The 24,877-nt window shown below is 71.6% G+C and carries 21 protein-coding genes; 14 read left to right on the top strand and 7 right to left on the bottom strand.

Annotated features, from left to right (window positions below; genetic code table 11):
- Positions 1–15: 15 nt before the first annotated feature.
- The gene (locus ACH4S8_RS25695; RefSeq protein WP_398397846.1) at positions 16–1,620 is read right to left on the bottom strand and encodes an MFS transporter; all 1,605 of its coding nucleotides are present in this window, start codon (positions 1,618–1,620) and stop codon (positions 16–18) included.
- A 123-nt stretch (positions 1,621–1,743) separates the two neighbouring features.
- Between ACH4S8_RS25695 and ACH4S8_RS25690 the strand changes: the two genes are divergently transcribed.
- Positions 1,744–2,331 (top strand): TetR/AcrR family transcriptional regulator, encoded by a 588-nt coding sequence (locus ACH4S8_RS25690; protein ID WP_398397844.1) that lies wholly within the window; start codon positions 1,744–1,746, stop codon positions 2,329–2,331.
- Positions 2,332–2,341: 10 nt separating this feature from the next.
- On the opposite strand, the gene ACH4S8_RS25685 is transcribed toward ACH4S8_RS25690, so the two are convergent.
- A complete protein-coding gene (locus ACH4S8_RS25685) occupies positions 2,342–3,427 on the bottom strand; it encodes an MFS transporter (RefSeq protein WP_398398064.1) in 1,086 nt (361 codons plus the stop codon).
- A 302-nt stretch (positions 3,428–3,729) separates the two neighbouring features.
- Between ACH4S8_RS25685 and ACH4S8_RS25680 the strand changes: the two genes are divergently transcribed.
- Positions 3,730–5,160 (top strand): PLP-dependent aminotransferase family protein, encoded by a 1,431-nt coding sequence (locus ACH4S8_RS25680; RefSeq protein WP_398397842.1) that lies wholly within the window; start codon positions 3,730–3,732, stop codon positions 5,158–5,160.
- Here ACH4S8_RS25680 and ACH4S8_RS25675 read toward each other — a convergent pair.
- On the bottom strand, positions 5,157–6,428 hold the full coding sequence (locus tag ACH4S8_RS25675; RefSeq protein ID WP_398397840.1) for a PucR family transcriptional regulator: 1,272 nt from the start codon (positions 6,426–6,428) through the stop codon (positions 5,157–5,159). The genes ACH4S8_RS25680 and ACH4S8_RS25675 overlap by 4 nt on opposite strands.
- 164 nt (positions 6,429–6,592) lie before the next feature.
- On the opposite strand from ACH4S8_RS25675, the gene ACH4S8_RS25670 reads away from it, so the two are divergent.
- Complete coding sequence (locus tag ACH4S8_RS25670; RefSeq protein ID WP_398397838.1) at positions 6,593–7,519, top strand: proline dehydrogenase family protein; 927 nt, start codon at positions 6,593–6,595, stop codon at positions 7,517–7,519.
- A 39-nt stretch (positions 7,520–7,558) separates the two neighbouring features.
- Positions 7,559–9,190: an L-glutamate gamma-semialdehyde dehydrogenase gene (gene pruA, locus ACH4S8_RS25665; protein ID WP_398397836.1), complete on the top strand. Its 1,632-nt coding sequence runs from the start codon at positions 7,559–7,561 to the stop codon at positions 9,188–9,190.
- Positions 9,191–9,328: 138 nt separating this feature from the next.
- Here pruA and ACH4S8_RS25660 read toward each other — a convergent pair whose 3' ends face one another.
- Together ACH4S8_RS25660 and ACH4S8_RS25655 are read right to left on the bottom strand one after the other, a co-directional pair.
- Complete coding sequence (locus ACH4S8_RS25660; RefSeq protein WP_398397834.1) at positions 9,329–9,538, bottom strand: DUF5988 family protein; 210 nt, start codon at positions 9,536–9,538, stop codon at positions 9,329–9,331.
- An 89-nt stretch (positions 9,539–9,627) separates the two neighbouring features.
- Entirely contained in the window at positions 9,628–10,494 is an 867-nt protein-coding gene (locus ACH4S8_RS25655; protein WP_398397832.1) for an alpha/beta fold hydrolase, read from the bottom strand.
- Positions 10,495–10,691: 197 nt separating this feature from the next.
- Between ACH4S8_RS25655 and ACH4S8_RS25650 the strand changes: the two genes are divergently transcribed.
- Both ACH4S8_RS25650 and ACH4S8_RS25645 read left to right on the top strand, forming a co-directional pair.
- On the top strand, positions 10,692–11,234 hold the full coding sequence (locus tag ACH4S8_RS25650; protein WP_398397830.1) for a GNAT family N-acetyltransferase: 543 nt from the start codon (positions 10,692–10,694) through the stop codon (positions 11,232–11,234).
- A 269-nt stretch (positions 11,235–11,503) separates the two neighbouring features.
- Positions 11,504–11,635, top strand: a complete 132-nt coding sequence (locus tag ACH4S8_RS25645) for a hypothetical protein (protein ID WP_398397828.1) — start codon at positions 11,504–11,506, stop codon at positions 11,633–11,635.
- A 111-nt stretch (positions 11,636–11,746) separates the two neighbouring features.
- Here ACH4S8_RS25645 and ACH4S8_RS25640 read toward each other — a convergent pair whose 3' ends face one another.
- On the bottom strand, positions 11,747–13,348 hold the full coding sequence (locus ACH4S8_RS25640; protein ID WP_398397826.1) for a purple acid phosphatase family protein: 1,602 nt from the start codon (positions 13,346–13,348) through the stop codon (positions 11,747–11,749).
- A 142-nt stretch (positions 13,349–13,490) separates the two neighbouring features.
- On the opposite strand from ACH4S8_RS25640, the gene ACH4S8_RS25635 reads away from it, so the two are divergent.
- The 3 genes from ACH4S8_RS25635 to ACH4S8_RS25625 all read left to right on the top strand — a co-directional run bounded on the left by ACH4S8_RS25635 (position 13,491) and on the right by ACH4S8_RS25625 (position 17,162).
- Positions 13,491–14,534: a 3-isopropylmalate dehydrogenase gene (locus tag ACH4S8_RS25635; RefSeq protein ID WP_398397824.1), complete on the top strand. Its 1,044-nt coding sequence runs from the start codon at positions 13,491–13,493 to the stop codon at positions 14,532–14,534.
- 299 nt (positions 14,535–14,833) lie between these two features.
- Positions 14,834–15,922: a branched-chain amino acid aminotransferase gene (locus ACH4S8_RS25630; RefSeq protein WP_398397821.1), complete on the top strand. Its 1,089-nt coding sequence runs from the start codon at positions 14,834–14,836 to the stop codon at positions 15,920–15,922.
- A 262-nt stretch (positions 15,923–16,184) separates the two neighbouring features.
- The gene (locus ACH4S8_RS25625; protein ID WP_398397819.1) at positions 16,185–17,162 is read left to right on the top strand and encodes a GNAT family N-acetyltransferase; all 978 of its coding nucleotides are present in this window, start codon (positions 16,185–16,187) and stop codon (positions 17,160–17,162) included.
- A gap of 80 nt (positions 17,163–17,242) precedes the next feature.
- Here ACH4S8_RS25625 and ACH4S8_RS25620 read toward each other — a convergent pair whose 3' ends face one another.
- Positions 17,243–18,694, bottom strand: a complete 1,452-nt coding sequence (locus ACH4S8_RS25620) for a cytosine permease (protein WP_398397817.1) — start codon at positions 18,692–18,694, stop codon at positions 17,243–17,245.
- A gap of 164 nt (positions 18,695–18,858) precedes the next feature.
- On the opposite strand from ACH4S8_RS25620, the gene ureA reads away from it, so the two are divergent.
- The 5 genes from ureA to cimA all read left to right on the top strand — a co-directional run bounded on the left by ureA (position 18,859) and on the right by cimA (position 24,871).
- Positions 18,859–19,563 (top strand): urease subunit gamma, encoded by a 705-nt coding sequence (gene ureA, locus ACH4S8_RS25615; protein WP_398397815.1) that lies wholly within the window; start codon positions 18,859–18,861, stop codon positions 19,561–19,563.
- Positions 19,560–21,269 (top strand): urease subunit alpha, encoded by a 1,710-nt coding sequence (locus tag ACH4S8_RS25610; RefSeq protein ID WP_398397813.1) that lies wholly within the window; start codon positions 19,560–19,562, stop codon positions 21,267–21,269. Before ureA ends, ACH4S8_RS25610 begins: the two co-directional genes overlap by 4 nt.
- Positions 21,270–21,295: 26 nt before the next feature.
- On the top strand, positions 21,296–22,333 hold the full coding sequence (locus ACH4S8_RS25605) for an agmatine/peptidylarginine deiminase (protein WP_398397811.1): 1,038 nt from the start codon (positions 21,296–21,298) through the stop codon (positions 22,331–22,333).
- Positions 22,334–22,348: 15 nt separating this feature from the next.
- Positions 22,349–22,939: a TetR/AcrR family transcriptional regulator gene (locus ACH4S8_RS25600; RefSeq protein ID WP_398397809.1), complete on the top strand. Its 591-nt coding sequence runs from the start codon at positions 22,349–22,351 to the stop codon at positions 22,937–22,939.
- Between the two features lie 327 nt (positions 22,940–23,266).
- Positions 23,267–24,871 carry a citramalate synthase gene (gene cimA, locus ACH4S8_RS25595; RefSeq protein WP_398397807.1) on the top strand — a complete coding sequence of 535 codons (1,605 nt, stop codon included), beginning with the start codon at positions 23,267–23,269 and terminating at the stop codon, positions 24,869–24,871.
- The last annotated feature ends 6 nt before the right edge of the window (positions 24,872–24,877 follow it).

Here is a 24,877-nt window from a genome sequence, read left to right as displayed (position 1 = left end):
GCCCGGTGGGTGGTGTCAGGCGGTCGTCAGGCCGTTTCCCTGCCCGGACGCCGCCGTGGGGAGCGGCTCGCCCGCACCGGCGTCGGGGCCGTCGCCGCCCTCGCGCACCGTCACCTTGCGCAGGCTCACCGTGGTGAGGGCGGCGGCGCCCAGCAGCAGGACCGCGCCGGCGACGGCCGCCGCCTGCATGCCGTGGGTGAACGCCTCCCGCGCGGCGGCGGCCAGTGCCTGTCCGGCGTCGCCCGGCAGCCCGTCGGCCACGGCCAGCGCGCCGCCCAGCGTCTCGTGGGCCGCGGCGGGGACGCCGGCCGGGACGTCGTGGCGGTAGACCGCCGTGCCGATGGAGCCGAGGACCGCCATGCCGAGGGCGCCGCCGAACTCGGCGCCGGTCTCCAGCAGGGAGGCGGCGGCGCCCGCGTTGCCGAGGGGCACGGTGCCGAGGGCCAGGTCCATCATCTGCGACATCACGGTGACGATGCCGGAGGCCAGGACGCCCGCGCCGGCCAGCACGAGCCACAGGGAGTCGGTGCCGGCGAGGGCCAGCAGGCCGTAGCCGCAGGCGGCGACGACGAATCCGCCGGAGACGACGTGGGCGCGGTGGACGCCCTTCTGCACGAGCTGCGCGGCGACCGGCGCGGCCACACCGACCAGGACGGTGGGGAGCAGGGACCACAGGGCGGCCGCCATGGAACTCTTCCCGAGCACCGACTGGAGGTACTGGGTGGTGAAGAACGCCGAGCCCAGCATGCCGAAGGACGAGATCAGGTTGAGGACGACCGCGGGTGCGAAGCCGCGGCCGCGGAACACGGCGGGGGAGATCAGCGGGGACTTCGCGGTGCGCTGGCGGCGGACGAACAGGGCGGCGAAGACCAGGCCGACGAGGACCGAGACGACGTACTCGGTCCTCCAGCCCTCGGACGGGATCTCCTTGATGCCGTAGATCACCGGCAGGACGGCGGCCATCGACAGCGGAACGCTGAGCAGGTCGAAGCGGCCCGGCTCGGGGTTCTTGGACTCGGGCAGCAGGAACGGGCCGAGGACCAGCAGCAGCGCCATCGCGGGCAGGTTGACCAGGAAGACCGAGCCCCACCAGAAGTACTGGACGAGGACTCCGCTCATCACCGAACCGAGGGCGATGCCGCCGGTCATGACGCCGGACCACAGGCCGATCGCCTTCGTGCGCTGTCCGGGGTCGGTGAACATCGTCCGGATGATCGCCATCGTCGACGGCATCAGGGTCGCGCCGCCCACGCCGAGGACCGCGCGGGCCGCGATCAGCATCTCGGCGCTGTCCGCGTAGGCGGCGAGCACCGAGGCGGTGCCGAACGCGGCGGCGCCGAACAGGAGCAGCTTGCGGCGCCCGATGCGGTCGCCGAGGGAGCCCATGGTCATCAGCAGGCCGGCGAGCACGAACGCGTAGATGTCGAAGATCCACAGCTGCTGGGTGCCGCTCGGCTCCAGGTCCGCGCTGATCGAGGGGATCGCGAAGTAGAGGACGGAGACGTCCATCGAGACCAGGAGCAGCGGAAGCATCAGGACGCCGAGGGCGGTCCATTCGCGGCGGCCGGCCAGGGCGCCGGGGGCGCCGGAGGCGGGAGTCGTGCTCGTCGGGTTCGTCATGGCAGGGACTGTACGCACGTCTTAAACGCTTGTCTAGTACGTGCGTTTAAGACGAGCGTTTCACACGCTCGTCCTTGACGTACGTATGGGACGGTTGTCTGAATCGGGGGTAGGCTGGCCGGCATGGGACACCGTGAGGATCTGCTCGAAGGCGCCAAGCGCTGCCTGCTGGAGAAGGGCTTCGTGCGCACCACGGCGCGCGACATCGTCAAGGAGTCGGGGACGAACCTGGCGTCCATCGGCTACCACTACGGATCGAAGGACGCGCTGCTTGCCGCGGCGTACGTGGATCTCATCTCCAACGTGGGTGACACGTTCGGTGCGTTCGCGATGACCGACACGGCGAGCGCGCCCGGCTCCCTGGAACGCTTCCAGGAGGCCTGGGAGAGCATCACCCGCTCCTTCGTCGAGGACCGGCCCATCTGGATGCTCACCTTCGAGGTGATCACCAACTCGGACCGGCTGCCCACGGTCCGCGAACACCTGGCGAAGGCCTCGGACGAGGGCCGCCGCGGGCTCGTCCCGATGCTGGCCGGAGGATCGGAGGCCGACGTCGACGACGCCACGATGCGCTCGCTCGGCGGCTTCTACCAGGTCCTGCTCAACGGTCTCAGCGTGCAGTGGCTCTTCGACCCGGACTCGGCCACCGACGCGAAGGACCTGACCGAGGGGCTGCGGCGGGTGATGGCGGGGGTGCGCGCGACGGAGTGACCGCTCGCGTTCATCCCCGGGGAACCGGGGCGCGCAGGTCCCGGAGGGCCGGGATCAGGGCCACCGGCATCAGGGCGCCGGTGACGGCGAAGGCCGCCGCGTACCCCACCGGTGCCGCCAGGACGCCGAAGCCGACGGCGCCGACGCCCATGCCGCCGTCGTAGGCGAGGTTCCACAGCGCGCTCACCGTGCCGTAGCCGGAGGCGGGGACCCGTGCGTACATCAGGCTCAGCGTCGCGTTCTGGGCGATGCCGAAGCCGACTCCGAGGACGGCCACCCCGGCCAGAACGGCGACCGCGCTCCCGGTGAACGCGGTGATCAGCATCCCGGCGGCCGACAGGAGCAGGCCCGGCAGCACGAGCCCCGCGGGTCCGTGCCGGTCGCCGTACCGGCCCGCCGCCCACCGGGCCGAGGTCGACGCGGCGGGCTGCACGAGGAGGGCCACGGCGACGACCGCGGAGGCGGCGCCGCGGACCGCCAGCGGCAGGAAGGTGACGATGATCCCGGTCGCCAGAGCCGTCGTCGCGAAGACGGCCGCCGGCCGGGCCAGGCCGCCCGTGCGCAGCGCCGCCGCCATCCCGACGGGCTTCTCCGACGGCCGCTCCCGGCCGGGCAGGGCCGGCACCGACGCGACGGCGGCGAGCGCGGCCGCGCCCGCGACGAGGGCGACCGGGGTGAAGCCCACGCGCCCGGCCAGCCACACGCCCAGCGGCAGGGCGATCAGGGACGGCACGCCCGAGACCACGCCCACCAGCGCCAGCCCCTCACCCCGCCGCTCGGCCGGGATCAGCGAGGCGGTCAGCGCCCCGCCGGCCACCAGCGTCAGAGCGAAGCCGAGGCCGCGGACCAGGCAGACCGGCACGATCCACGCGAGCGAGTGCGAGAGGGTCAGCACGAGCGCCGGAGCCCCGAGCAGCGCGAGGCCGGCGGCCAGCGCGGCCCGGTAGCCGTAGCGCGCGACCAGGCGGGGAGCGCCCAGTTCGCCGAGCACGGTGGCCAGCATCAGCGCGCCGGTGGCCGGGCCCGCCCCCGACGCCGTGGCGTAGACGGGGACGGCCGACAGCAGCAGGAAGAAGCTCACCGACGCCCCGATCATGCTCACGAAACGAAGCATCAGGGGCCGGGTGAGCAGCGGTGGCCGGCGGGCGGACCCGTCGTCCGGAGCCGTCACGGCCGCCGGAGCGGCGGAAGGGTCCGCCGTGAGCGCGGGGTCCTCCGGTGTCGTGGCGGGCGCGTGCACCGGGGGCGGGGCGGGGTGGGGCGCCGGGGAAACGGCCGAGGACGGCGCGGGTGCCGGGACCGGCGTCCGCGCGGCCGGCCGGGAGGGCCGTCGTGGCGAGGAAGGCGTCATGGGAACGACGCTAGGTTCCGGCCGGACCGCCGGTAAGCTCCAATTCCATGCCGTTGCAGTGGGCCGGTTCGTCCCCCGAGCTGCTGCTGTCCGTCGACCGTGACAGCGGCGAGCACCTGCGTGCCCAGCTCGAGCGGCAGGTGCGCGACGCGATCCGCACGGGCCGCCTCGGCGCCGGGGAACGGCTTCCCTCCTCCCGCGGACTCGCCCGCGAACTCGGTCTGTCGCGCGGCCTCGTCCAGGACTGCTACGCCCAACTCCAGGCGGAGGGCTACCTGGTGACCCGCGTCGGCTCCGCCACCCGGGTCGCCGCGGGGGCGCACGTGCCGCCCGCGCCCGCTTCCCGGGGCCGGACCGCCCCGCGCCTGATCGCCGATTTCCGGCACGGCGTACCGGACCTGGGAAGCTTTCCGCTCGCCGACTGGCTCTGGGCGACCCGCGAGGCGGCCCGCGCGATGCCGACCTCGGATCTCGACTACGGCGATCCGCGCGGGAGTTCGGCGCTGCGCGAGGTCGTGGCCGGATATCTGCGCCGGGTGCGGGCGGCCGCGGCCGATCCCGAGCGGATCGTCGTCTGCTCCGGCTACGCGCAGGGGCTCGGGCTGACGCTGCGCGCCTTGGCGCTCGCCGGGGTGCGGGGGGTGGCGTACGAGGATCCGGGCGGTCCCGCCACCGCGTCGGCCGCCGCCGCTGCAGCGGGTCTTCAGGCCGTGCCCGTGCCGGTCGACGAGGGCGGCGTCGACGTCCGCGCGCTCGACGCGACCGGGGCCCGCGCCGTCGTCGTCACCCCGGCCCACCAGTGGCCCACCGGCGTCGTCCTCGCCCCCGACCGGCGGATCGCCCTGATCGAGTGGGCCATGCGGCGGGACGCGTACGTCATCGAGGACGACTACGACGCCGAGTTCCGCTACGACCGGGAGCCGGTGGGTGCCCTCCAGGGGCTGGCGGCGGACCGGGTCGTGTCGATCGGCACCGTCAGCAAGTCGCTCGCCCCGGCGCTGCGCATCGGCTGGATCCTGTGTCCGCCGGCGCTCGCCGCCCCGCTGGCGGAGGCCAAGCGCCTCGCCGACCGCGGCTCCCCGACCCTCGACCAGCTCGCCCTGGCCAAGCTGATCGAGTCCGGTCGCCACGACCGCCATCTGCGCCGGATGCGCACGGTCTACGCGGACCGGCGCACCGCCCTGGTCGACGCGCTGGCCGCGCACGCTCCCGGGGTCCGGCTCACCGGGCTGGCCGCCGGGTTCCACGCGGTCCTGCACCTGGGACCGGCCGTCGACGAACGCTCGCTCGTCGCCGCGGCCCGGGAACGCTCCGTCGGCCTGTACGGCATGAGCCCGTGCCGCGCCGACGGGGCGACGACACCGCCCCGGCTCGTGCTCGGCTTCGGTGACGTGGGGGAGCGGGCGATCGCCGAGGGCGTGGCGGCCGTCGCCGACCTGCTGACCGGCGAGACCGGCGAGACCGGCGAGACCGCCTAGAGCCGTGCCCCCTTCAGTGCCATGTGCAGCAGCAGCCTGTCCTCGCCGTCGTCCAGGTCGAGGCCGGTGAGCTGCTCCACGCGGGACAGGCGGTAGTAGAGCGTCTGGCGGTGGATGCCCAACTCGGCCGCCGTTCGCCCGGCCTGGCCCGCCCGGTCGAGGAACACCTCGGCCGTGCGCGCGAGTTCACGGTGGGCGTTGCCCAACAGGGTGCTCACGGCGGGGTCGTGGGCCGCGTCCGGCGGCAGCGCGGTGAGGAGCCGGAAGGGGCCGATCGCGCCCCACTCGGCGACGGGACCGAGCCGGGGCTCGGCCAGCACCGCGCGCGCGGCCGCGGCCGCCTCGCGCCAGGCGGCCCCCAGCTCCCCGAGCCCCTCCCGGGCCCCGGCGACCCCGGCGGCCACCGTCCCGTCGGGGGAGGCCCCCGCGGGACCGCCACCGGGGGAGGAGGGCCCTGGACCGCCGCCGGGGGCGGCGCCCCCGGTACGGACGCCCGCGGCCTCCCGTACGAACCGGCCGGCCGCCGTCAGTGCCGGGGTCAGGACGTCCGGCGAGCGCAGCCGGACCAGCAGGGCCAGGCTCTGGGCGGTGGTGCCCCACGGGATGGTGCACAGCGCGGTCGCCCCCGGCACCGAACGGGCGGAAGGCGCGTCGTCCGGGTCGGCCGAGGGCCACGGTGCCACGCACACCACCGTGTGCAGACCCTCGCCGCGCGGGCCGAGCGCCGTGCGCAGCTCGGCCACCGCCATGTCCAGCTGCCAGCCGCGCTCGGCGGTCAGGACGGCTCGCAGCTCGCGGGTGAGATCCGCACCGGCCTGGGCCTCGTCCGCGAGCAGCGCGCCGATGCGGGAGGCCACCTGCATGGCCCCGGCCAGCTGGGCGTCGGTGGGGCCCGGGTCGTCCTCCAGCAGCCAGACGTAGCCGAGGACGACGCCCCGATGGCGTACCGGCAGACAGATCCGCCCGCGGTAGACCCCGGCCTCGGGGGTCGGCGGGATGCGGACGGGTCCGGTCGCGCGGGTGATGCCGAAGCCCTCGAACCAGGTGCGGACCGCGGCGGTGGACCGCCGGGTGAGGATCGAGCGGGTGCGCACGGGGTCCAGGGCGGACGGGTCGAGGTCGCCCTCGCTGTCGTACGCGCCGAAGGCGATCAGCTCGAAATCGCGGTTCTCCAGTGTCGCCGGGACGCCGAGGAGCGCCGAGATCTCGTCGACCAGCTCTTGGTAGTCGCCTCTGTGTTCACCGCTCACCCCGGCATTCTCGCGCATTTCCGCGAGCCCTTCATACATATGTCTGAGATCCGGGGCAGGGATGCGTGACAGCTGTCGATGGCCCAGGATCGGAGATATCCCTAGGTTTCACGGTGGTTCTCCGTGCCGTACCCGAATCGTCGGGATTCGGCCTCCTGCTGACTTCGTTGTGGAGGTGCCCCGTGCTGGGTCCCGTGATTCTCGCCGCCTCGCGCAGCGACAAGATGCGCCGTCTGATCTCGGCCGCCCCGGTGACCAAGCCGGTCGTCGACCGCTTCATCCCGGGTGAGACCGTCGACCAGGTCGTCCCGATCATCAAGGACCTCACGGGCAAGGGCCTGGAGGTCACGATGGACGTCGTCGGCGAGGACATCACGACCCCCGAGCAGTCGTACGCCGCCCGTGACGCGTACCTGGAGCTGATCGGCCGACTCAAGGAGCTCGGCCTCGGCACCAAGGCCGAGATGTCGGTCAAGCTGTCGATGTTCGGACAGGCCCTGGAGGGCGGCCACGAGCTGGCCCTGGCCAACGTCCGCCCGGTCGTCGAGGCCGCCGCCGCCATCGGCACCACCGTCACGCTGGACGCCGAGGACCACACCACCCTCGACTCGATGTTCGCCATCCACGAGGAGCTGCGGAAGGACTTCCCGCAGACCGGCTGTGTGATCCAGGCCTACCTGTTCCGCACCGAGGCCGACGCCCGCCGCCTCGCCGAGAGCGGCAGCCGCGTCCGTCTGGTGAAGGGCGCCTACAAGGAGCCCGCCGAGGTCGCGTACCAGCAGAAGTCCGAGACCGACAAGGCGTACGTCCGCATCCTGAAGATCCTGATGGAGGGCGAGGGCTACCCGATGATCGGGTCCCACGACCCGCGCCTCATCTCCATCGCGCAGGAGCTGGCGCGGACGGCCGGGCGCAAACTGGACGAGTACGAGTTCCAGATGCTGTACGGCATCCGCAGCGACGAGCACGTGCGGCTCGCCGCCGAGGGCCACCGCATGCGCGTGTACACCGCGTACGGCACCGACTGGTACGGCTACTTCATGCGGCGCCTGGCGGAGAAGCCGGCCAACCTGCTCTTCTTCGCGCGCTCGATCCTCACCAAGGGCTGAGACCGAACCACCCGCTCGACTCAAGGAGTTACGGAAAAAATGGACGCTGTGACCCAGGTCCCCACCCCCGTCAACGAGCCGGTGCACGGCTACGCCCCCGGCTCGCCCGAGCGTGCCCGCCTGGAGGCCAGGCTCAAGGAGCTGGCCGAGAACCCGATCGACCTGCCGATGACCATCGGCGGCGAGAAGCGGATGGGCGGCGGCGAGCGTTTCGACGTCGTGCAGCCGCACAACCACAAGGCGCGCATCGGTACGTACGCCAACGCCACGCAGGCGGACGCCCAGGACGCCGTGGACGCGGCCCTCGCCGCCGCCCCCGCCTGGCGCGCGATGTCCTTCGACGACCGCGCCGCGATCATCCTGCGCGCCGCCGAGCTGCTGGCCGGGCCCTGGCGCGAGACGCTGGCCGCCTCCACCATGCTCGGCCAGTCGAAGACCGCCCAGCAGGCCGAGATCGACACCCCCTGCGAGCTCGTCGACTTCTGGCGCTTCAACGTCCACTACGCCCGCCAGATCCTCGCCGAGCAGCCGCCGGCGAACTCCCCGGGCGTGTGGAACCGCATGGACCACCGTCCGCTGGAGGGCTTCGTCTACGCGATCACGCCCTTCAACTTCACCGCGATCGCGGGCAACCTGCCCACCGCTCCGGCGCTCATGGGCAACGTCGTCGTGTGGAAGCCGTCCCCGACGCAGACCCACGCCGCCGTGCTGCTGATGCAGCTCCTGGAGGAGGCGGGCCTGCCCAAGGGCGTCATCAACCTCGTCACCGGTGACGGCATCGAGGTCTCCAAGGTCGCCCTGGAGCACCGCGACCTCGCCGGCATCCACTTCACCGGCTCGACCAAGACCTTCCAGTACCTGTGGAAGACGGTCGGCAACAACATCGAGAAGTACCGCTCCTACCCGCGTCTGGTCGGCGAGACCGGCGGCAAGGACTTCGTCGTCGCCCACCCGTCGGCCGACCGCGCGGTCCTCAAGACCGCCCTGACCCGCGGTTCCTTCGAGTACCAGGGCCAGAAGTGCTCGGCGAGCTCCCGCGCCTACGTCCCGGCCTCCATCTGGAACTCCGGTTTCAAGGAGGAGTTCGCGGCCGAGGTGGACTACCTGACCATGGGTGACGTCACCGACCTGTCGAACTTCATCGGCGCGGTCATCGACGAGCGCTCGTTCGCCAAGAACAAGGCGGCCATCGACCGCGCGAAGGCCGACCCGACCTGCACGATCGTCGCGGGCGGCACGTACGACGACTCCGTCGGCTACTTCGTGCGCCCGACCGTCGTCGAGTGCACGGACCCGGAGAACGAGGTCTTCACGACCGAGTACTTCGGCCCCTTCCTCGCCGTGCACGTCTACGAGGACGACAAGTACGACGAGATGCTGACCCAGATGGAGTCGGCGTCCGACTACGCGCTCACCGGCGCGGTCATCTCCGGCGACCGCGCGGCGGCCGCGTACACGATGGACAAGCTCCGCTACGCGGCGGGCAACTTCTACATCAACGACAAGTCGACCGGCGCCGTCGTCGGCCAGCAGCCCTTCGGCGGCGGCCGTGCCTCCGGCACCAACGACAAGGCGGGCGCCCCGCAGAACCTGATGCGCTGGACGCTGACCCGCGCCATCAAGGAGACGCTGGTCCCGCCGACCGACTACGGCTACCCGCACATGGGCTGACAGCCGAACGCGGCCGCCGGCCCCCGGGCCGGCCGCCCGTCACCCACTCCGCCCCCGCCCCACGGTCTCCCCCGTCCGTGGAGCGGGGGCGGTTCCAGTTCCGCGGGCGCGCCCGTGTCCCCGCCCCGCGCCTCGGCGCTAACCGGGGAACTCCGTCCGCTCCCACCACTCGTACACGGGCAGCCTGCCCTCCGGCGAGTCCGCGTGGCGCGTGGTCGCCCTGAAGTGTTCGTATCCACCGCGCAGCTCGATCTTCACGTCCGATCCGGGGTCCGGGGCGGGGACGATCCGTTCGGGCAGGTCGTCCGGGCCGCCCTCGAGCAGTGCCTTGCTGGTCGTGTCGCTCATGACGTCACCGTTCCCTGTGCCGGAGCCCGATGTGGCACGCCGCGCGGAGTATCAGTCGTGCGGGTGATCCGCTTCCCCGTCCGCGGCCGTCAGATCCGGCCGAGGAAGTCCCGGATCAGGGCCGCTATCGGGGCCGCGTGCGTCTCCAGGGCGAAGTGTCCGGTGGGGAGCAGATGGATCTCGGCGCCCGGGAGGTCGCGGCGGAAGGCGAGGGCGCCCTCGGGGACGAAGATCTCGTCGCCCGCGCCCCAGACCGCCAGGAGCGGGACCCGGCTGGTGCGGAAGTACTCCTGGAACGCCGGGTAGAGCGCGAAGTTGGAGCCGTAGTCGGAGATCAGGTCGAGCTGGATCTCCGCCTGGCCGGGGCGGGCCATCAGGGCCGCGTCGTGTTCGTAGGCGTCCGGGCTGACCAGGGTCGGGTCCGCCACGCCGGTCAGGTACTGCCACCGGATCCCGTCCGGGCTGCTGATCGCCCGGACCGGCGCCTCCGTCCCGGGTGTGCGCTCCGCGATCAGCGCGAGCACCGGCGCCCAGGCGTCCGCGCCCAGCCCCTCCTCGTAGGCGTTGCCGTTCTGCGTGATGATCGCGGTCACCCGTTCGGGGTGCGCGAGCGCCAGGCGCAGACCGATCGGGGCGCCGTAGTCCTGGATGTAGAGCGCGTACTCCTTGAGGCCGAGCCGCTCGGTGAACTCCCCGGTGATCTCGGCCAGCCGGTCGAAGGAGTACGGGAAGCCGGCGGCCGCCGGGGCGTCCGAGCGGCCGAAGCCGAGGTGGTCCGGGGCGATCAGGCGATAGCGGTCGGCGAGCAGCGGCAGCAGGTCCCGGAACATGTGCGAGCTGCTCGGGAAGCCGTGCAGCAGGAGCAGGACGGGGGCGTCGGCGGGGCCCGCCTCGCGGTAGGCGATCACGTGGCCGTCGACGGTGGTGGTGCGGTGGTGGACCGGGTGACTGCTCATGATCGGATCCCCTAACCCCTGAAAGTCTCTTTGGCGGTGAGAACAGTTCAGCACGCGCACACCTAACCGGTCAATAGAGTTTTGAAGGTTAGATGATCCACGGGGGTGCCGGGGATCCGTGCGCGGCGGCGGTTTCTTCCGGGCCGGAGAGGCCGGAGGGGGCTGGGAATCGCGGTCCGCGTGTGAATACTGGCCGCATGGCCACCCGACTGCGGATCGCCCATACGGCGGATCTCGAGCCCGCCGAACTCCGCGCCGCCCGGACCCTGTTGGAGGACGCCTTCGACGGGGACCTCCGGGACGAGGACTGGGACCACGCGCTCGGGGGCCTGCACGTCCTGGTCCACGACGGCCGGGGCCTCGCGGCGCACGGCTCGGTGATCCAGCGGCGCGTCCTGCACCGGGGCCGCTCGCTGCGGATCGGCTACGTGGAGGCGGTCGCCGTGCGCGCCGACGTCCGCCGCGCGGGGCTCGGCGGACGGGTGATGGCCGAGCTGGAACGGGTCATCGCGGACGCGTACGGGCTCGGCGCGCTCTCCGCCAGCGAGGACGGCGCCGCCCTCTACGCGGCGCGGGGCTGGAAGCTCTGGCCGGGCCATGTCTGTGCGCTCACCCCGGACGGAACCGTCCGTCTCCCCGAGGAGGAGGGCACCACCTTCGTCCGCCCCGCCGCCGCCCGGGACCCCCTCGACCCGGCGTACGCGCTGGTCTTCGACTGGCGCGAGGGCGACGTGCTCTGACCGAATCCCCAGGTCGCAGCGGTGTGACGTAATCCGCCGTCTCAGATAGTAGGAAGTCCGAGTAATTGTGGAGACAGACGCGCGGTCCTCACCTAGCTTGGTAGGAGCCGAACGTCTCGCTCGACCAAGCGAATGGCGGTCGTGAGCCGGAGCCCTTGGCAGGCAACCCCTGCGGCACCGCTCCCCGCCCCTTCCGGCGTCTCGTAAATCCCTCATCGCACTTCCGGCCGCCCATGTCGGCGCCGCCGGAGGCAAGGAGTCGATTCATCATGGCCGAGACGACCGTCCGCCGAGTCCGTCACCTCGCTCGCACGAGCAGCGAGTCCGACCGCAAGAACGCCGCCGCCGCGCTCCAGCGCGCCCTCGACCGCAGGGACAACGGCGGAGCGACGGGCCACTGAGGCCCGCCGCCCTCTGTACCGGGAGCCGCACCCGCGGGGGCGCGGCGTGGGGCGGTGCCCCGCGCCGCACCTCGGCCCGACGGCTCCCGCCGCCGCGCGCCGACGCGGTGTTCAGGTTCCGCGCCGCACCTCGAAGTGGTCGATGCGCTCGCCGCTCTGGGCCAGCGCCGACACCTTGAGCCGGGGCGAGGGGCCCGCCTGCGCCTCCACCGACAAGAAGGAGAAGCCGGTGTACCGCACCCTGGACCACTCCACGGTGTCCGGCTTCTGCTGCTTCGACCTCGTCCAGTGGAACGTCTCGACGGCCTCGTGCCGCGTGACCTTGCCCTCGTGGCTGTCCTTGACCCCGATGGGGAAGCGGTAGAGGCTCTTGCCCGCGCCGCCCGCCGTGACGTAGACGATCCCGTCCCGGGTCGGATCGGTCGAGGCGCCCACCGGCACCTGCCTGCCCACCGTGCCGCCCTTGACGGCGTCGGTGCGCTCGTACACGTGGTTGTGTCCGTTGATCACCAGGTCCACCTGGTGCCTGTCGAACAGCGGCACCCAGGCGTCGCGCACCCCTCCGTCGGAGGCGTGCGTCGACGTCGAGTAGGCGCAGTGGTGGAAGAAGACGACCACGAAGTCCACCTGGCGGCGCAGCTCCCCGAGCCGCTTGTCGAGCCAGGCCGTCTGCCTGCCCTGCGAGTAGCCCTTGTTGGCGGGGATCTCGTACGACACGTCGTTGGCGTCCAGCGCGACGACGCCGACGTTGCCGTACACGAACGAGTAGGCGCCCGGCGCGCCCAGGGGATCGAAGCCGTTGCCGGGGAGCGTCCAGCGTGCCGACTGGCCGCCGTAGCCGTTCGGCGAGTACCAGGCCTCCATGTCGTGGTTGCCGGTCGTCACCATCCACGGCACGGTCTTCGCCACCGTCTCCGTCTGCCTGAGGAACAGGTCCCAGGCGGCCGGGTCGTAGACGTCCGACTCCTGGCCGAGCCCGATCCCGTCCGCGTAGCAGATGTCGCCCGCGTGCAGGTGGAAGGCGGGGCCGCGGCCGAGGAGCACCTTGTCGTTCGCGAGCGCGTCGGGGGTGACGCCCTGGTCGCCGAAGGCGGTGAACACGAACGTCCCGGGGTGCGCCGGTGCCGTGCGGAAGTGGCCGATCGTGGAGTGCCGCTCCCTGCTCGCCGGGTCGAAGCCCTCGTGGCCGACCCCGTAGTAGTACGTCGTGCCCGGGCGCAGTCCGTCGAGCGCCGCGTGGAGGTAGTACTGGTCGAGGGCCGCCCGCTGTCCGGCGAGCCCCGGGGTGTGCAGATGGCGGACCTCGGCCTCGATCCTGCGGCTCAGGGCCCACGGTGTGGGGCCCACCCGGATGTACGGCTTCCTGACCGCGAACGGGACCTGCCAGGAGATCCGCATCTGGGTCTTCGGGTCGGCGCCGAAGGCGAGGTGGCGGCCGAACGGGGTGACGGCGGAGCCGGGCACCCTGCTGGTGGCCGGGTTCGGCGAGGAGCCGGACGTCACCCGGGAGGGTGCCTCGGCGCCCCGGGCGCAGCCGGCCAGCAGCCCGCCGCCCGCGAAGGCGCTCGCGGCCACGAGCGCCCGGCGCCGGGTGAGCCGCGTCCTCAGGTACTCGTACTGCTCCGCCATGCTCATGGTGCGTGCGAGCTCGTACGGGATGCCGACATCGGGGACGGGGAGTTCGGGGGAGGTCCCCGCGGAGGGAGCGGTCATGTCTGGAAAGTTCCCAGCCCGGGCCAACGGCGTTCATACGTACGGGTGAACGTGTGTCGAAGGGTAGGCGTGCCGCGACACCGCCCCGTCCGTATGGCGGACATCGTGTGTCATTCCATGGGACACGGAGTACGGTGCCGTCATGTCTCGCAGCATCGATCTCGCAGTGATCCCCGGTGACGGCATCGGCCAGGAAGTCGTGGCCCAGGGGCTCAAAGTCCTCTCCGCCGTCCTCCCGCAGGACGTGAAGCTGGAGACCAGGGAGTTCGACTTCGGCGCCCGGCGCTACCACGCCACCGGTGAGACCCTCACCGACGCCGACCTCGACGCCCTGAAGGGGCACGACGCCATCCTGCTCGGCGCGATCGGCGACCCCTCGGTCCCGTCCGGCGTCCTGGAGCGCGGCTTCCTGCTCAAGCTCCGCTTCGCCTTCGACCACCACGTGAACCTGCGTCCCTCGAAGCTCCTGCCCGGTGTCGCGACCCCGCTGGCCGGTCAGCCCGAGATCGACTTCGTCGTGGTCCGCGAGGGCACCGAGGGCCCGTACACCGGCAACGGCGGCACCATCCGCAAGGGCACCGAGCACGAGGTCGCCACCGAGGTCTCCGTCAACACGGCCTTCGGTGTCGAGCGGGTCGTCCGTGACGCCTTCGCCCGTGCGCAGGCCCGCCCGCGCAAGAAGCTGACGCTGGTCCACAAGAACAACGTGCTGACCTTCGCGGGCCACCTGTGGACGAACATCTTCAACAAGGTGGCGGTGGAGTTCCCCGAGGTCACCACCGACTACATCCACGTGGACGCGGCGACGATCTTCCTCGTCACGCAGCCCGAGCGCTTCGACGTGATCGTCACCGACAACCTCTTCGGTGACATCATCACCGACCTGGCCGCGGCCGTCTCCGGCGGCATCGGCGTCGCAGCCTCCGGCAACATCAACCCCAGCGGCGAGTTCCCCTCGATGTTCGAGCCCGTGCACGGCTCGGCGCCCGACATCGCGGGCCAGGGCAAGGCCGACCCCAGCGCCACCGTGCTGTCCGTCGCCCTGCTGCTGCGCCACCTCGGCTACGAGGCCGAGGCCGCCCGGATCGAGGAGGCCGTCTCCGCCGACCTCGCCGAGCGGGTCGGCAAGCCCGCCCGCAGCACCGAGGAGATCGGCGACGCGCTCGCCCTGCGCGTAGCCGGCTGACCCGGCGCACCACCCACGTTCCGTGAACGCCGCCGGGTCGCATCCGCACCCGGCGGCTTTCGCCGTTCCGCCACCGGGTGCCACCATCGATCCCTGGGGCATCCCGGGTCACCCAGTCACCTGGGTCTCCCTGGGCCCCCCGGGCCGTATTCACACCGTTTCGTCCACGGCCCTCCGCGCGCGATAATCGAGGCGGAGCCGCGGATCGAGGGAATGCTCGGACGTCCTAGCACTGGCCACGGACGGTCCGGGTGTGAGCGCGGCCCGTCACATACAACCGGTGAAGGACAAAACCACTCATGACGCAGCCCACGATCGAGCTCAAGCCCTCCGCCAGTCCTCTCGCCGCCGCCGAGCGCGAGGCGATCCTGGCCAACCCGGGGTTCGGCCGCCACTTCACCGATCACATGGTGACCATCAAGTGGACCGAGGGCCGCGGCTGGCACGACGGCCAGCTCGTTCCGTACGGACCGCTCTCCCTCGACCCGGCGAACATGACCCTGCACTACGCGCAGGAGATCTTCGAGGGACTCAAGGCCTACCGCCGGCCCGACGGCTCCGTCGCGACCTTCCGTCCCGACAAGAACGCCAAGCGCTTCCAGGCCTCCGCCCGCCGGCTCGGCATGCCCGAGCTGCCCGTGGAGACCTTCGTCGAGGCCTGTGACGCGCTGGTCCGCCAGGACCGCGACTGGGTGCCCGCCCACGGCGGCGAGGAGTCCCTCTACCTGCGCCCCTTCATGATCGCGACCGAGGTCGGTCTCGGCGTGAAGCCCGCCAACGAGTACCTCTTCCTCGTCATCGCCTCGCCCGCCGGCGCCTACTTCGCGGGCGGCGTGAAGCCCGTGTCGATCTGGCTCTCCGAGGACCGCGTCCGCGCCGTTCCCGGCGGCATGGGCGACGCGAAGACGGGCGGCAACTACGCGGCCTCGCTCCTCGCGCAGAAGGAGGCCGCCGCCAAGGGCTGCGACCAGGTCTGCTACCTCGACGCGGTCGAGCACAAGTGGATCGAGGAACTCGGCGGCATGAACCTGTACTTCGTGTACGGCGACAAGATCGTCACCCCGTCCCTCACCGGCTCCATCCTGGAGGGCGTCACCCGCGACTCCCTGCTGACCGTCGCCCGCGACCTCGGCTACACCGCCGAGGAGGGCCGCGTCTCCATCGACCAGTGGCAGACCGACGCCGAGAACGGCACCCTCACCGAGGTGTTCGCCTGCGGCACCGCCGCCGTCATCACCCCCGTCGGCACGGTCAAGCGAGCCGGCACCGAGTGGCTCCAGTCCGGCGGTGAGCCCGGCAAGGTCACCCTCCGCCTGCGCGAGGCCCTGCTCGACATCCAGCGCGGCATCACGGAGGACAAGCACGGCTGGATGCACCCGCTGGGCTGAAAGTCCGAACCTCACGAAGGTGGCCCGTGATTCGGAGGTCCCTTCGGACGCCGCCGATCCCTGTCCTCCATGAGTTCGCTGGGATCGGCGGCGCGTTCGCGTTCTGACGGACATCTTCGCCTGATTCGTCCGGCCCGACGTATCTGCGTCCAGTTGGTCCACGGTGTACGCGCTACTCATCTGGCGGATCGTCAAAGTCCGGCCCCTGGCGGTAGTTTGGTGCATTCATCTATGCCGGGGGTGAGGCGTGACCGTACCTGCCGTGGAGAAGATCGAGATCTTACGGGCGACCCAGGAACACGTTCCGAGGATCCTCGAACTGGCGCAGTCCAGAAGCCTGGAAGCCGTTGATGCGGCTGCCGCGGGCCGGGACGGGTTCTTGGTGTCGGGGTACACCGAGAGCGTGTACCAGGAGCGGTTGGTGAACGCCGAGCACTTCTACGTGGCGGTGAAGGGTGACGATGTTCTGGGATTTCTGCTGGCGTACAGCGACGAGCGGATTGAACCCGATGAGTGGCTGAACCACCGGATCAAGACCACCCTCGGCAGCTTCCTCGTGATCAAGCAGGTGTGCGTCGCCCGCGATGCGGCACGGCAGGGAATCGCATCGCAGCTGTACCACCATGTGATGGAGCAGTGGACTTCCCACCCCGTGATCGCGGCGGTGGTGAACGCGCCACCGAACGAGGCGTCGGCACGGTTTCACCGAAAGCTGGGGTTCGAGGAGCTGACACGGCTCAGACCGCCGGACGGGCGGTTGCGGGTGGTGTGGGTGTGGCGGAAACCGCGTGAATCGATGCTGCAGACGCAGTACGGGATCGCTGTGGATCTGTACAAACACGAGGATGTCATCAACTGGAACAAGCTCAACAACTTCCTCTACATCACGGCCGGCCTCGCAGCCACGTTGGCATTCACGTTGGGCAAGGAGGGCGCGAGGTCGGAGGGAGTCGCCCGAGCCGTAGCGGTGATCATCACGTTGATCGGGTTCGTTTCGGCAGTGGCGTTCGCCGTGATGTTGTGGTTCGGGCGGAAGTATTTACAGGCTCGCAAGAGCGCGGTCGTGGATCTGGAAGAACACATGGCTTGGCACGGCGGCCACCGAATTGTGGGGCGACAGGCGGCAGAACCTGGGGCGACCTGGCTGCATTCATCTCCGACGGGGCTTGTGATGGTGTTGCTTCCGTCGCTCGTCTCAGTGGGGTGGCTGGCCATGTTGGCGGTGCTGATCGCCGACTAGGCGACTTCTGCGTCGTGACGGGCTGAGGCATGGCGAAGAGCCCCGGCCTGTGTGGCCGAGTCTCCTCGCCAAGTCGTCGCTCATCCGGGGTGAACGCCCTGAGCGCTGCTTTCGGCGCGAGTAGGTTCCTGCCGGGGCTCGACGGCGGGTGACGGCTTGCCGGCCGTGAGCGCCAGGTAGGCGAGGCCGCCGATCAGGCCGGACAGGATGAAGCTGCAGTCCACGCCGCCGGTCAGGGTCAGCAGCGGGCCCTCGTACGACGGCAGGGACACGGCGAGGAGGCCGACGAAGGCGCCCAGCACCCAGGCCGTCGTGGCCTGGACGTTCCAGCCGGCCCGGTACCAGTAGACGCCGCCGCGGGAGCGGCGGTTGAAGACCTGGAGGGCGTCGGCGTCGTAGATCCCGCGGCAGCGGACGAAGCCGATCAGGGTGATGACCGCCCACGGGGTGCCGATCGCGGTCAGCAGCAGGACGAAGGACGTCATCGCGGACTGGGCGTTCCAGGCGTAGTGGCCGACGAACACGCAGAGCATGGCGACGACGGCGACCGCGCAGGTGGCGCGGGCGCGCGAGGCGCGGGGCAGGATCGCGTCGAGGTCGAGGCCCATCGAGTAGAGCATCAGACCGGCGTTGCCCACCGAGCCCGCGGAGGCGGCCAGCAGCAGCGGGATCAGGTACCAGGTGGGGGACGCCGAGACCAGCGGTCCCGCGTAGTCGAGGGCCGCGCGGGCCCCGTACGCGGTGAAGGTGCCGAAGAGCTGGGGGACCAGCAGACCGGCGATCAGGCCGAGCCAGGTGCCGTGCAGGACCGTGCGGGAGGAGTGGCGCTCGGGCGAGATGTAGCGGGTGTAGTCGCCGAGCAGCGTGATGAAGGCGATCGGGCCCGACAGACCGGCGGCGACGGCGGCGAGCAGCCAGGTGGGCCAGAACGAGCCGAGCAGATAGCCGCCGGCCTCCGGGAGCGCCGCGGTGGTGAAGTGCGGGGCGTACGCGATCACGCCGACCACCAGCAGGGCCGACATGCCGATCGCGAGGGCGCGGGACATGGCGAGCAGCACGCGGTAGCCGTAGACGGCGCCCGCGACGGTGGCGGCGGCGAGCACCGCGTACACCACGGCGTACGAGACCCCGTTCGCCGGGAGACCGAAGAGGCGGCCGAGCACGCCGATCATCACGTCGCCGCCGATCCACACGGTCAGCGCGGTGTAGCCGAGGGCGAGGAGCAGGCCGACGATCGAGCCGACCAGCCGTCCGCGGACGCCGAACTGCGCGCCCGAGGAGGTGGAGAGGTTCGTGCCGGTCCGCAGGGAGACCAGCGCCAGCGGCGCGGTGAGCGCCGTCCCGACGACCGTGCCTGCCACGATCGAGCTGACCGAGGACCACCAGTCGAGCCCGAAGGAGGGCGGCAGCCAGCCGAAGATGATCACCCCGAGGCAGAGGTTGGAACCGAGCAGGATCGACACGAGGTCGCGCGGCCCGCTGGTGCGTTCCTCGTCGGGGATCGTGTCGACTCCGCGCTGTTCGATCGGCATGGCTGGTCTCCTTTGACGGCCACCTGGCGTGGTGCGGGAAACATCACGAGTTTGAGCGACGCTCAATGTGGCGCCTCCGATGGTCATCCGTCAATGTTTCCCTTCCATGAATCCGACGTTTAGAGTGATGCTCTAAACGGAGGAAGGCGAGGAGGTGTCGTGGCGTGCGACTGACCCCCACGGAACGTGACCGACTGCTGCTGTTCTCGGCCGCCGAGCTGGCCCGTGCCCGCCGGGCGCGAGGCCTCAGGCTCAACGTGCCGGAGGCCACCGCGCTGATCGCGGACACCGTCTGCGAGGTGGCCCGCGACGGCGGACGGCTGGCCGAGGCCGTCGAGGCGGCCCGGTCCGTCCTCGGCCCCGGCGACGTCCTGCCCGGCGTCGCGGACATCGTCACCGAGGTGCACGTGGAGGCCGTCTTCGACGACGGCTCGCGCCTCGCGGTGGTGAGCGACCCCATCGGCGGCGGCCTCGGCGAGCGGGCCCCCGGCGCCCTGCTGCCGGGTCCGGAGCACGCCGAGCCCGAGGCCGTCGTCCGCCTGTCCGTGACGAACACGGCCTCCGTCCCCGTCTCCGTCACCTCCCACTTCCACTTCTTCGAGGCCAACCCGCGGCTCGACTTCGACCGCCCGGCCGCCTACGGCATGCGGCTGGCCGTGCCCGCCGGCTCCTCCGTCCGCTTCGGCCCGGGGGAGAGTGCCGAGGTGGGCCTGCTGCCCATCGGCGGAGCGCGCGTCGCCATCGGCTTCGCCGGCCTCGTCGACGGGCCGCTGGACGCCCCCGGAGCCAGAGAAGAAGCCCTGCGCCGGGCCGCCGCCTGCGGATACCTCGGCGTACCCGAGACCCGTGACCAGGAGGCCGAACGATGAGCCGCCCCGGAGGCCACCCCGCCGAGGCGCGCCGCCTCACCCCCTACGAGTACGCCGCCACCCACGGCCCCCGCGCCGGCGACCGCATCCGGCTCGGCGACTCGGGGCTGACCGTCCGCGTCGAGTCCGACGCCCAGCTCCCCGGCGACGAGTTCCTCGCCGGATTCGGCAAGACCGCCCGCGACGGACTGCACCTCAAGGCCGCCGCCGTCCGGGAGACCTGCGACGTCGTCGTCAGCAACGTCGTGGTGATCGACGCCGTCCAGGGCATCCGCAAGGTGTCCATCGGCATCCGCGAGGGCCGCATCTGCTCGATCGGCCGGGCCGGCAACCCCGACACCCTCGACGGCGTCGACGTCGTCGTCGGCACCGGCACGTCCATCGTCTCCGGCGAGGGGCTCATCGCCACCGCCGGAGCCGTCGACACCCACGTCCACCTGCTGTCGCCGCGCATCATGGAGGCCTCGCTCGCCTCCGGCGTCACCACGGTCATCGGCCAGGAGTTCGGGCCGGTGTGGGGCGTCGGCGTCAACTCGCCCTGGGCGCTGCGCCACGCGTTCTCCGCCTTCGACGCCTGGCCCGTCAACATCGGCTTCCTGGGCCGGGGTTCGTCCTCCCACGACGCGCCGCTGATCGAGGCGCTCGCCGAGGGCGGCGCGAGCGGCTTCAAGGTCCACGAGGACATGGGCGCCCACACCCGCGCCCTCGACACCGCGCTGCGCGTCGCCGAGGACCACGACGTCCAAGTGGCCCTGCACAGCGACGGGTTGAACGAGTGCCTGTCGGTCGAGGACACCCTCAGGGTGCTCGAAGGGCGCACCATCCACGCCTTCCACATCGAGGGCTGCGGCGGCGGACACGTCCCGAACGTGCTGAAGATGGCGGGAGTCCCGAACGTCATCGGGTCCTCCACCAACCCGACCCTGCCCTTCGGCCGGGACGCGGTCGCCGAGCACTACGGCATGATCGTCTCCGTCCACGACCTGAAGACCGACCTGCCCGGCGACGCCGCCATGGCCCGCGACCGCATCCGCGCCGGGACCATGGGCGCCGAGGACGTGCTGCACGACCTGGGCGCCATCGGCATCACCTCCTCGGACGCCCAGGGCATGGGCCGCGCCGGCGAGACCGTGCGCCGCACCTTCGCCATGGCCGGGAAGATGAAGGCCCAGTTCGGCGCCCCCGAGGACCACGACAACGAACGCGTCCTGCGCTACATGGCCAAACTGACCATCAACCCGGCCATCGCGCACGGCCTCGCCCATGAGGTCGGCTCCATCGAGACCGGCAAGCTCGCCGACATCGTGCTGTGGCGCCCCGAGTACTTCGGCGCCAAACCGCAGCTCGTCCTGAAGTCGGGCTTCCCCGCCTACGGTGTCGTCGGCGACCCGAACGCCGCCACCGACACCTGCGAACCCCTCGTCCTCGGACCGCAGTTCGGGGCGCACGGCGCGACCCCCGCCGAGATCTCGGTGGCCTTCGTCGCCCAGGCCGCGCTCGACCAGGGCAACGACACCATGCCCACCCGCCGCCGCCGCGTGGCGGTCCGCGGCACCCGCGGCATCGGCCCCGCCGACCTGCGCCTCAACTCCCGTACCGGAGCGGTCGACGTGGACGGGCGCACCGGCCTCGTCACCCTCGACGGCGAACCGCTGCGCTCCGAGCCCGCCGACTCGGTCTCCCTCAACCGCCTGTACTTCCTCTGATGGACACAGCCTGTAAGGAACACCCCATGTCTGCTGCCGCCGACGGCTTCCGCATGCCCGCCGAGTGGACCCCGCACGAGCGCACCTGGATGGCGTGGCCGGGCCCCAACCCCACCTTCGACAGCCCCGAGGACCTCGCCGCCTCCCGCGCGGCCTGGGCGACGGTGGCCCGCGCGGTCCGCCGCTTCGAGCCGGTCACGGTGGTGTGCGGCCCGGGCCAGTCCGCCGCGGCCGCCGAACTCCTCGGCCCCGGCATCGACCTCGTCGAGCGGGAACTCGACGACGCCTGGATGCGGGACATCGGCCCCACCTTCCTCACCAACGGCCAGGGCGAACTCGCCGCCGTGGACTGGACGTTCAACGGCTGGGGCGCCCAGGGCTGGGCCCGCTGGGAGCACGACTCCAAGATCGGCGCCGAGGTCGCGGGCCTGGCCGGGGCGAAGACGTACGCCTCCCGGCTGGTCAACGAGGGCGGTGCGATCCACGTCGACGGCGAGGGCACCGTGCTGCTCACCGAGACCGTGCAGCTCGGCCCCGAGCGCAACCCCGGCTGGAGCCGCGAGGAGGTCGAGGCGGAGATCCACGCCCAGCTCGGCACCGAGAAGGCGATCTGGCTGCCGCGCGGCCTGACCGGCGACTACCCCCCGTACGGCTTCGGCACCCTCGGCCACGTCGACATCGTCGCCGCCTTCGCCCGGCCCGGCGTGATCGTCGCCCACTCCCAGCAGGACCCCGCGCACCCCGACCACGAAGTCAGCCGCGAGGTCATCGGACTGCTGAAGGCCCAGACCGACGCGCGCGGGCGCGCCATCGAGGTCGTCGAGGTCCCCGCCCCGACCGTCCTGGAGGCCGACGGCCACTGGGCCGACTACTCCTACATCAACCACTACCTCTGCAACGACGGCGTCGTCCTGTGCGGCTTCGACGACCCGCGCGACGAGACCGCGGCGGACATCTTCCACCGGCTCTTCCCCGAGCGGACCGTGACGCTGGTGGACGCACGTACGATCTTCGCGGGCGGCGGTGGCATCCACTGCATCACCCAGCAGCAGCCGAAGGTCTGACAACGGGAGTCACGGATGGCCGGTGCGCGGAAGAACGCGCCACCGCGCGAGGAGGTCCTCGCCGCCGCCATGGAGATGATCGCCGAGCGCGGTCTGGAGAAGCTCACCATGGCGGCGCTCGGCCGTGAGGTCGGCATGAGCAGCGGCCACCTCCTGTACTACTTCCGCACCAAGGACGAACTGCTGCTGCGCACCCTGGAGTGGAGCGAGGGCCGCCTCGGCACCGAACGCGGCCGGCTGCTCGCCGCCCGCGGAACCGCCCGCGAGCGCCTGGACGCCTACGTCGACCTGTACGTCCCCGACGGCCACCGGGACCCGCACTGGACCCTGTGGCTGGAGGTCTGGAGCCACTCCCAGAACGCGGACGACGACGCCCGCGAACGGCAGGCCGCCATCGAGGGCGCCTGGCACCGGGACCTCGTCGCCCTGCTCGCCGAGGGCGTCTCGCGCGGCGAGTTCCGCCCCCTCGACGCGGACCGCTTCGGCGCCCGGCTGCGCGCCCTGCTGGACGGCTTCTCCATCCATGTGGCCATCGGCCTGCGCGGCACCAGCCGCGAACAGGTCCTGTCCCACGTACGGGAGTTCCTCGACGCGTCGCTGGCCTGAACGGCCGCCGTCCGCCGATCACGTAGCCCAGTGCTCGCATCCTGAGACACCGTGTGATCGCGGGGACGGAATGTGCCAGACTGCCCCCGTGCTCTCGTTCGCCATGATTATTGGCAGCAGGCGCGCCGGTCCGCAGTGACCGCCACGTACGACCAGGTACGGGCGGACACCGTCGTCCTCGACCCGCGCGCAGACCTCTCGCACCCGCGAGGGGTTTTTCGCATTTCTGGCCCACCTTCAGCCGGGAGCGCAGCGCGAGGGATCATTGGGGGACGGTGGAGCCGGTCATTCCGGTAGACCGAGTTTCAACACAGGAGCCTTGAGACCATGACGGAAACCAGCGAAGTCGACGATTCCTTCCACGTCTTCGACACGACGCTGCGCGACGGCGCGCAGCGCGAGGGCATCAACCTCACCGTCGCGGACAAGCTGGCCATCGCGCGGCACCTGGACGACTTCGGGGTGGGCTTCATCGAGGGCGGCTGGCCCGGCGCCAACCCCCGCGACACCGAGTTCTTCGCCCGCGCCGCCCAGGAGATCGACTTCCGGCACGCGAAGCTCGTGGCCTTCGGCGCGACCCGCCGGGCCGGCGGCAAGGCCTCGGAGGACCCCCAGGTCAAGGCACTCCTGGACTCGGGTGCCCCGGTGATCACGCTGGTCGCCAAGTCCCACGACCGGCACGTGGAACTGGCGCTGCGCACCACCCTGGACGAGAACCTGGAGATGGTCCGCGACACCGTCTCCCACCTCGTGGCGCAGGGCCGGCGGGTGTTCGTGGACTGCGAGCACTTCTTCGACGGCTACCGGGCGAACCCCGCCTACGCCAAGTCCGTCGTCCGGGCCGCGCACGAGGCCGGCGCCGACGTGGTGGTGCTGTGCGACACCAACGGCGGAATGCTCCCGGCGCAGGTCCAGGCCGTCGTCTCCACCGTCCTCGCGGACACCGGAGCCCGCCTCGGCATCCACGCCCAGGACGACACCGGCTGCGCGGTCGCCAACACCCTGGCCGCCGTCGACGCCGGCGCCACCCATGTCCAGTGCACCGCCAACGGCTACGGCGAACGCGTCGGCAACTCCAACCTCTTCCCCGTCGTCGCCGCGCTGGAGCTGAAGTACGGCAAGAAGGTGCTCCCCGAGGGCGCGCTGCGGGAGATGACGCGGATCTCGCACGCCATCGCCGAGGTCGTCAACCTGACCCCCTCCACCCATCAGCCCTACGTGGGCGTGTCCGCGTTCGCGCACAAGGCGGGCCTGCACGCCTCCGCGATCAAGGTCGACCCGGACCTCTACCAGCACATCGACCCCGAACAGGTCGGCAACACCATGCGGATGCTGGTCTCCGACATGGCCGGCCGCGCCTCCATCGAGCTCAAGGGCAAGGAGCTCGGCGTCGACCTCGGCGACGACCGCGAACTGGTCGGCCGGGTCGTGGAACGCGTCAAGGAGCGCGAGCTCAAGGGCTACACGTACGAGGCCGCCGACGCGTCCTTCGAACTCCTGCTCCGCGAGGAGGCCGAGGGCCGGAAGCGCACGTACTTCGAGGTCGAGTCCTGGCGGGCCATCGTCGAGGACCGCCCCGACGGTTCCCACGCCAACGAGGCCACGGTCAAGCTCTTCGCCAAGGGCGAGCGCATCGTCGCCACCGCCGAGGGCAACGGCCCGGTCAACGCCCTCGACCGCGCCCTGCGCGTCGCCCTGGAGACGCTCTACCCGCAGCTCGCCAAGCTGGAGCTGGTCGACTACAAGGTCCGCATCCTGGAGGGCAAGCACGGCACGCAGTCCACGACCCGGGTCCTGATCTCCACGTCCGACGGCGCGGGGGAGTGGTCCACGGTCGGCGTGGCGGAGAACGTCATCGCCGCGTCCTGGCAGGCCCTGGAGGACGCGTACACCTACGGCCTGCTGCGCGCGGGCGTCGAGCCGGCCGCGTAGGTCCGC

Origin of the sequence: Streptomyces sp. NPDC021080 (genome assembly GCF_044333225.1) — a bacterium.
GTDB lineage: Bacteria > Actinomycetota > Actinomycetes > Streptomycetales > Streptomycetaceae > Streptomyces.
The sequence above is the reverse complement of the archived record's forward strand: the minus strand, read 5'-3'. Positions and strand labels throughout refer to the sequence as shown.

Coding starts and splice junctions, on each gene's coding strand:
- ACH4S8_RS25695 (WP_398397846.1), bottom strand. CDS start 1,620: ATGACGAACCCGACGAGCACGACTCCCGCCTCCGGCGCCCCCGGCGCC.
- ACH4S8_RS25690 (WP_398397844.1), top strand. CDS start 1,744: ATGGGACACCGTGAGGATCTGCTCGAAGGCGCCAAGCGCTGCCTGCTG.
- ACH4S8_RS25685 (WP_398398064.1), bottom strand. CDS start 3,427: ATGATCGGGGCGTCGGTGAGCTTCTTCCTGCTGCTGTCGGCCGTCCCC.
- ACH4S8_RS25680 (WP_398397842.1), top strand. CDS start 3,730: ATGCCGTTGCAGTGGGCCGGTTCGTCCCCCGAGCTGCTGCTGTCCGTC.
- ACH4S8_RS25675 (WP_398397840.1), bottom strand. CDS start 6,428: ATGCGCGAGAATGCCGGGGTGAGCGGTGAACACAGAGGCGACTACCAA.
- pruA (WP_398397836.1), top strand. CDS start 7,559: ATGGACGCTGTGACCCAGGTCCCCACCCCCGTCAACGAGCCGGTGCAC.
- ACH4S8_RS25660 (WP_398397834.1), bottom strand. CDS start 9,538: ATGAGCGACACGACCAGCAAGGCACTGCTCGAGGGCGGCCCGGACGAC.
- ACH4S8_RS25655 (WP_398397832.1), bottom strand. CDS start 10,494: ATGAGCAGTCACCCGGTCCACCACCGCACCACCACCGTCGACGGCCAC.
- ACH4S8_RS25650 (WP_398397830.1), top strand. CDS start 10,692: ATGGCCACCCGACTGCGGATCGCCCATACGGCGGATCTCGAGCCCGCC.
- ACH4S8_RS25645 (WP_398397828.1), top strand. CDS start 11,504: ATGGCCGAGACGACCGTCCGCCGAGTCCGTCACCTCGCTCGCACGAGC.
- ACH4S8_RS25640 (WP_398397826.1), bottom strand. CDS start 13,348: ATGACCGCTCCCTCCGCGGGGACCTCCCCCGAACTCCCCGTCCCCGAT.
- ACH4S8_RS25635 (WP_398397824.1), top strand. CDS start 13,491: ATGTCTCGCAGCATCGATCTCGCAGTGATCCCCGGTGACGGCATCGGC.
- ACH4S8_RS25630 (WP_398397821.1), top strand. CDS start 14,834: ATGACGCAGCCCACGATCGAGCTCAAGCCCTCCGCCAGTCCTCTCGCC.
- ACH4S8_RS25620 (WP_398397817.1), bottom strand. CDS start 18,694: ATGCCGATCGAACAGCGCGGAGTCGACACGATCCCCGACGAGGAACGC.
- ACH4S8_RS25610 (WP_398397813.1), top strand. CDS start 19,560: ATGAGCCGCCCCGGAGGCCACCCCGCCGAGGCGCGCCGCCTCACCCCC.
- ACH4S8_RS25605 (WP_398397811.1), top strand. CDS start 21,296: ATGTCTGCTGCCGCCGACGGCTTCCGCATGCCCGCCGAGTGGACCCCG.
- ACH4S8_RS25600 (WP_398397809.1), top strand. CDS start 22,349: ATGGCCGGTGCGCGGAAGAACGCGCCACCGCGCGAGGAGGTCCTCGCC.
- cimA (WP_398397807.1), top strand. CDS start 23,267: ATGACGGAAACCAGCGAAGTCGACGATTCCTTCCACGTCTTCGACACG.